Origin of the sequence: Marinobacter sp., assembly GCF_041690455.1 — a bacterium.
Taxonomy (GTDB): Bacteria; Pseudomonadota; Gammaproteobacteria; order Pseudomonadales; family Oleiphilaceae; genus Marinobacter.
Genome location: NZ_JAWLHI010000121.1, coordinates 1 through 5,690 on the forward strand (window position 1 = coordinate 1; position 5,690 = coordinate 5,690).

Annotated in this window: 5 protein-coding genes and 4 tRNA genes; 1 reads left to right on the plus strand and 8 read right to left on the minus strand. The window is 58.0% G+C overall.

What is annotated here, in order from left to right; translation table 11 throughout:
- From ACESMW_RS18215 to ACESMW_RS18245, 7 genes are all read right to left on the minus strand, one after another.
- Nucleotides 1–95: ClpX C4-type zinc finger protein (locus tag ACESMW_RS18215; protein ID WP_372988396.1), on the minus strand; the 95-nt coding region annotated here is incomplete at its 3' end.
- Between the two features lie 76 nt (nucleotides 96–171).
- A complete protein-coding gene (gene clpP / locus ACESMW_RS18220; protein WP_092000058.1) occupies nucleotides 172–807 on the minus strand; it encodes an ATP-dependent Clp endopeptidase proteolytic subunit ClpP in 636 nt (211 codons plus the stop codon).
- A 171-nt stretch (nucleotides 808–978) separates the two neighbouring features.
- Nucleotides 979–2,283 carry a trigger factor gene (tig, locus tag ACESMW_RS18225; protein ID WP_372988393.1) on the minus strand — a complete coding sequence of 435 codons (1,305 nt, stop codon included), beginning with the start codon at nucleotides 2,281–2,283 and terminating at the stop codon, nucleotides 979–981.
- Nucleotides 2,284–2,502: 219 nt separating this feature from the next.
- Nucleotides 2,503–2,587, minus strand: a tRNA-Leu gene (locus tag ACESMW_RS18230).
- A gap of 76 nt (nucleotides 2,588–2,663) precedes the next feature.
- Nucleotides 2,664–2,739, minus strand: a tRNA-His gene (locus ACESMW_RS18235).
- A 98-nt stretch (nucleotides 2,740–2,837) separates the two neighbouring features.
- Nucleotides 2,838–2,914 (minus strand) — tRNA-Arg (locus ACESMW_RS18240).
- Between the two features lie 33 nt (nucleotides 2,915–2,947).
- Nucleotides 2,948–3,024 (minus strand) — tRNA-Pro (locus tag ACESMW_RS18245).
- Between the two features lie 219 nt (nucleotides 3,025–3,243).
- Between ACESMW_RS18245 and folD the strand changes: the two genes are divergently transcribed.
- Complete coding sequence (gene folD, locus ACESMW_RS18250) at nucleotides 3,244–4,101, plus strand: bifunctional methylenetetrahydrofolate dehydrogenase/methenyltetrahydrofolate cyclohydrolase FolD (protein ID WP_372988394.1); 858 nt, start codon at nucleotides 3,244–3,246, stop codon at nucleotides 4,099–4,101.
- Between the two features lie 118 nt (nucleotides 4,102–4,219).
- On the opposite strand, the gene ACESMW_RS18255 is transcribed toward folD, so the two are convergent.
- Nucleotides 4,220–5,690, minus strand: a 1,471-nt coding sequence (locus ACESMW_RS18255) for a malate synthase G (protein WP_372988395.1), incomplete at its 5' end; no start/stop codon positions are given.

Genomic DNA, 5,690 nt, shown 5'->3' on the forward strand with positions numbered 1-5,690 from the left:
ATGAGCTTACGGACTTCATGCTGGCTCTTTCCACAAAACGAGCAGTACAGCAACTTGCCGTTATCGTCGCCTCTGCCGTTTCTTTCATCTGCCATTGAATTACCTCTGTTCGTCAACTGCCGGCGTTACTGGCAGGTACGCCGGCCAAGGTTGATGCGATTACTTTCAGTATTATGTATTCGGCACGCGCTTATCAAGTACCGAATCGATCAGGCCGTACTCTTTGGCCTGGTCCGGATCCATGAAATAGTCGCGGTCCGTGTCCTTCGAGATGGTCTCCAGATCCTGGCCGGTATGCTTGGCCAGAAGGGAGTTCAGGGTGTGACGAATCTTCAGGATCTCGCGGGTGTGGATCTCGATGTCCGTTGCCTGGCCCTGATAGCCACCCAGCGGCTGGTGGATCATCACGCGGGAATGCGGCAGGCAGGCCCGCTTGCCCTCGGCGCCACCCGCCAGCAGGAAGGCACCCATACTGGCCGCCTGGCCAATACACAGGGTTGCCACGTCCGGCTTGATGAACTGCATGGTGTCGTAGATGGACATGCCGGCAGTCACGGAGCCACCCGGGCTGTTGATATAAAGGTGGATGTCCTTGTCCGGGTTCTCGGATTCCAGGAACAGCAACTGGGCCACGATCAGGTTCGCCATGTGGTCTTCGACCGGCCCGACCATGAAAATCACCCGTTCCTTGAGCAAGCGGGAATAGATATCGAAAGAACGCTCGCCACGGGCGGTCTGCTCGATAACGATTGGCACCAGGCCGGAATTGGTAACCATTGCGGGACCATCAATTGGTTTCTGCGTCATGTGCGCCTGAACTCCTTATGGACAATGGATCGTGGACTCGCCCCACGACATTTTCTGATGTCTTTACACACCTTACTGTGCCACCAGTCGGCCCAGATGAAAACAGCCGGACAAGCCGGCTGTTTTCTGGTTCGGCCAACGCGACCGGCCTCGCGAACCGGTCACGGCTGATCAGCGCTGGGGCTGGCCCGCAGCAACGGCCTCTTCGTACTTCATCTTCTTCTCTTTGACCTTGGCCTGCTCCAGCACATGGTCAACAACCGCATCTTCCAGCACGGAAGACTCGATCTGGGACTTCTGGTCCGGGTTGTTGTTGAAGTGTGCAACAACTTCCTCAGGCTGTTCATACGTAGAAGCGATCTCCTGGATCTTTTCCTCTACCTTGGCCGGTTCGGCTTTCAGGTCGTTCTGCTTGACCACTTCCTGGAACAGCAGGCCGGTCTTCACACGGCGCTTGGCCTGTTCCTCGAAGATTTCCTTGGGCAGCTGCTGGAAGTCAACCTGGCCGCCGAAACGCTGCACCGCATCCTGGCGCAGGCGATCGATTTCCTGGTCCACCAAGGCAGCCGGAATGTCCAGCTCGGTGGTTTCCAGCAGGCCGTCGACCACGTCGTTCTTGACCTTGTTGGATACCGCCTGCTTCAGCTCGCGCTCCATGTTCTTCTTCACTTCCTCACGGAAAGCGGCTTCGTCTTCGGCTTCGATACCGAACTTCTGGAAGAACTCGGCATCCAGCTCGGGCAGCTGCGGCTCTTCAACCTTGTGAATCTTGATTTCGAACTTGGCCGGCTTACCCGCCAGGTCTTCGTTCTGGTAGTCCTCGGGGAAGGTCACCTCGATTTCCAGCTCTTCGCCGGCCTTGCCACCAACGATGCCCTTCTCGAAGCCCGGAATCATCTGGCCGGAACCCAGGGTCAGACGGTGACCTTCGGCGGAACCACCCTCGAATTCTTCACCGTCGATGAAGCCCTTGAAGTCAATGGTCACAACGTCCTTGTTCTTGGACTTGCGCTTGACTTCCTTCATGGTGGCCTGCTGACGACGCAGGTTATCGATCATGGTATCGATATCCTTGTCAGTCACCTCGGACTGAGGCTTCTCGATTTCGATCTTGCTCAGATCGCCCAGCTCGATTTCCGGCAGCACTTCGAAGGTTGCCACGAACTCGAGGTCCTTGCCCTCTTCCATGGTCTTCGGCTCAAACTGCGGCCAGCCGGCCGGGTTGATGTCCTGCTCCTGCAGTGCCTTGATGTAGTTGTCGCGCATAACCTCGCCAACAACTTCCTGGCGGATGCTGTCACCGAAACGACGCTTGACCACGCTCATGGGCACCTTGCCAGGGCGGAAGCCGTTCAGGCGCACAGTCCGAGCAGTTTCCTGCAGGCGTTTCTGGACCGCCTGGTCGATTTCCTGGGCGGGCACACCAATCGTCATGCGACGCTCGATGTTGGAGGTCGTTTCAACAGACACTTGCATGGAAGATCCTCAAATTACAGGTTCGGTATGTGAATGAAATTTATAACAAAAGTCCGTTTCCAGGCAGCTCGCCCCGGAAGGACTGAAAATTAAAAGCCGGTAGTTTATCACGGTTTGCACCGCCGAGAGAATCACCTGTATGGCACGAGCTCGGAGGCGCGGATCACAGCTTTTCAGGTCAGCAGAAGATATGGGGATGAAATCCGGAAAAGAAAGGGGTGGTGCGAGCGGAGAGACTCGAACTCTCACGGGTTGCCCCACTGGAACCTAAATCCAGCGCGTCTACCAGTTCCGCCACGCTCGCATACACAACGCTGAACGGAGGTTCGATAAACACTACCAAAGTTCAGACTTTGCGGAAAATCACTAAAGGGGAAAAGTGGGGTGGACGAAGGGGTTCGAACCCTCGACCGCAGGAGTCACAATCCTGAGCTCTACCAGCTGAGCTACGTCCACCACATTGGGAATTGCCTTGCGGCATTTTCGACATTTTCGCCGAAATTTCAACCTTGCTGATTACGATGGCCCCGGAACCGTCCTTACCGACGGCTTTATGGCGCGCCCGGCAGGACTCGAACCTGCGACCCACGGCTTAGAAGGCCGTTGCTCTATCCAGCTGAGCTACGGGCGCCTGACCGTTCGCCCACCTGAACACACAGAAAAGTGGTCGGGGTAGAGAGATTCGAACTCCCGACATCCTGCTCCCAAAGCAGGCGCGCTACCAGACTGCGCTATACCCCGTCTGTCTGAACAACTAGTGTCTCAGCAAAGTTGGCGCGCATATTACCGGCGCCGGAGGACGCCGTCAACACGCATTCGAAAAAACCGATGGATTCGGTACTCATGAAGACCCGCTGCGCCATGAAAGGTTCCCCTCCCCTGGTCCAATTGGAGTTCGGGCGGAAGCATGAGACAATTGCCGGCCTTCATTTATCGATGCCCAACCGACAAGACGGAAACATGAGCGCCAAACTGATTAACGGAAAAGAAATTGCCGCCCAGGTACGACAGCAGGTCGCCGCCGGTGTTGAAGCCCGAAAGCAGAAGGGCCTGCGGGCACCTGGCCTGGCAGTGGTACTGGTCGGCAATGATCCGGCCTCCCAGGTTTACGTTGGCAACAAGGTCAAGGCTTGCGAAGAGGCCGGTATCCTGTCCCTGTCCTACGACCTGCTGGCAGACACCTCTCAGGAAGCCCTGGAAGCCCTGGTGGACGAACTGAACGAGAACACTGCCGTAGACGGCATTTTGGTCCAGCTGCCACTGCCGGACCACCTGGATGCGGACCCGATCCTGATCAAGATTCGCCCGGACAAAGATGTGGACGGTTTCCACCCCTACAACATCGGCCGCCTGATGCAGCGCAAACCCACACTGCGCCCGTGCACACCGGCAGGCATCATCACCCTGCTCGATTCCATCGGCACGCCCTACAAGGGCCAGCACGCGGTGATTGTGGGCGCCTCCAATATCGTGGGCCGCCCCATGAGCATGGAGCTGCTGTTAAAGGGTGCTACCACCACCGTGTGTCACCGATTCACACCGGACCTGGCCAAATTTGTGGGCGAAGCCGATATCCTGATTGCCGCCGTGGGCAAACCCGGACTGGTCAAGGGTGAGTGGATCAAGCCTGGCGCCACCGTCATTGATGTCGGCATCAACCGGATGGAAGACGGCAAGCTGAGGGGTGATGTGGAGTTTGAGGTGGCTGCCGAGCGGGCGGCGTACATTACGCCCGTGCCCGGGGGCGTGGGGCCGATGACGATTGCTACGTTGTTGCAGAATACGCTGTATGCGGCGGATGTTTTGCATAAAGACTGATGAAGATGGGGTCTGACCCCATTCGGGGTCAGACCCCGGAGATAGAGTCAGAGCCCATTTTCAGGCTTGCACAAAAAACCCGCGGGAAACCGCGGGTTTTTTGTGTCTGGCGAGAGGCTTACTGGCCGTACTTGGCCTTCGCCTTCTGACGGTACTCGTGCAGAAGCGGCTCGGTGTAGCCGTTCGGCTGCTCGCAGCCCTTGAGGACCAGAGCCATGGCTGCTTCGAACGCGACGCTGTCATCGAAGTTCGGGGCCATGTTGCGATAGGCCGGGTCGCCAGCATTCTGCTTGTCGACCACCGCCGCCATGCGCTTCATGGTTTCTTCGATCTGCGCGTCGGTGCAGATGCCGTGATGCAACCAGTTGGCCAGCAGCTGGGAGGAGATCCGCAGGGTGGCGCGATCTTCCATCAGGCCGACGTTGTTGATGTCGGGCACCTTGGAGCAGCCCACACCCTGTTCGACCCAGCGCACCACGTAGCCCAGGATACCCTGTGCGTTGTTGTCCAACTCCTGCTGGATGTCCTCGGCGCTCAGGGAAGACGGATCCTCCATCACCGGCACGGTCAGGATATCCTCGAGGGCCGCGCGCTCGCGCTTGGCCAGCTCTTTCTGCACATCAAACACATTTACCTGGTGGTAATGAGTGGCGTGCAGGGTTGCGGCGGTCGGAGACGGAACCCATGCGGTGTTGGCACCGGACTTCGGGTGGCCGATCTTGGCTTCAAGCATGCCAGCCATCAGGTCGGGCATGGCCCACATGCCTTTACCAATCTGGGCAACACCGGAGAAACCGGTTTCCAGACCAACGTCCACGTTCCACTGCTCGTAGGCGTTGATCCAGGTAGCCTGCTTCATCGGGCCCTTGCGGATGAACGGACCCAGCTCCATGGAGGTGTGGATCTCGTCACCGGTGCGGTCCAGGAAGCCGGTGTTGATGAAGACCGCACGCTCTTTCGCGGCGTGGATACAGGCCTTCAGGTTGACGGTGGTGCGGCGCTCTTCGTCCATGATGCCGACCTTCAGGGTAAAGCGCGGCAGTCCAAGGGCATCCTCGACACGGCCGAAGAATTCGTTGGTGAACGCCACCTCTTCCGGACCGTGCATCTTGGGCTTGACGATGTACATGGAGCCCTTGGTGCTGTTCTGGAACTTGCTGTTGCCCTTCAGATCGTGGATGGCGATCAGTGAGGTGATCAGTCCATCCATCAGACCTTCGGGGATCTCGTTACCGTCGTTCAGCAGGATGGCCGGGTTGGTCATCAGGTGGCCGACGTTACGGATGAACATCAGGCTGCGGCCCTTCAGTGCAAGCTCGCTGCCATCAGCGGCGGTGTAGGTGCGGTCCGCATTCATCTTGCGGGTCATCTGCTTGCCGCCCTTCTCGAAGGTTTCCTCGAGGTCACCCTTCATCAGGCCAAGCCAGTTGCGGTAAGCGAGGGCCTTGTCATCGGCATCCACCGCAGCCACAGAATCTTCGCAGTCCATGATGGTGGTCAGCGCGGACTCCATCAGGACATCCTTCACATTGGCGCCGTCGTCCTTGCCGATCGGATGGCTGGCGTCGATCTGGATCTCGAAATGCATG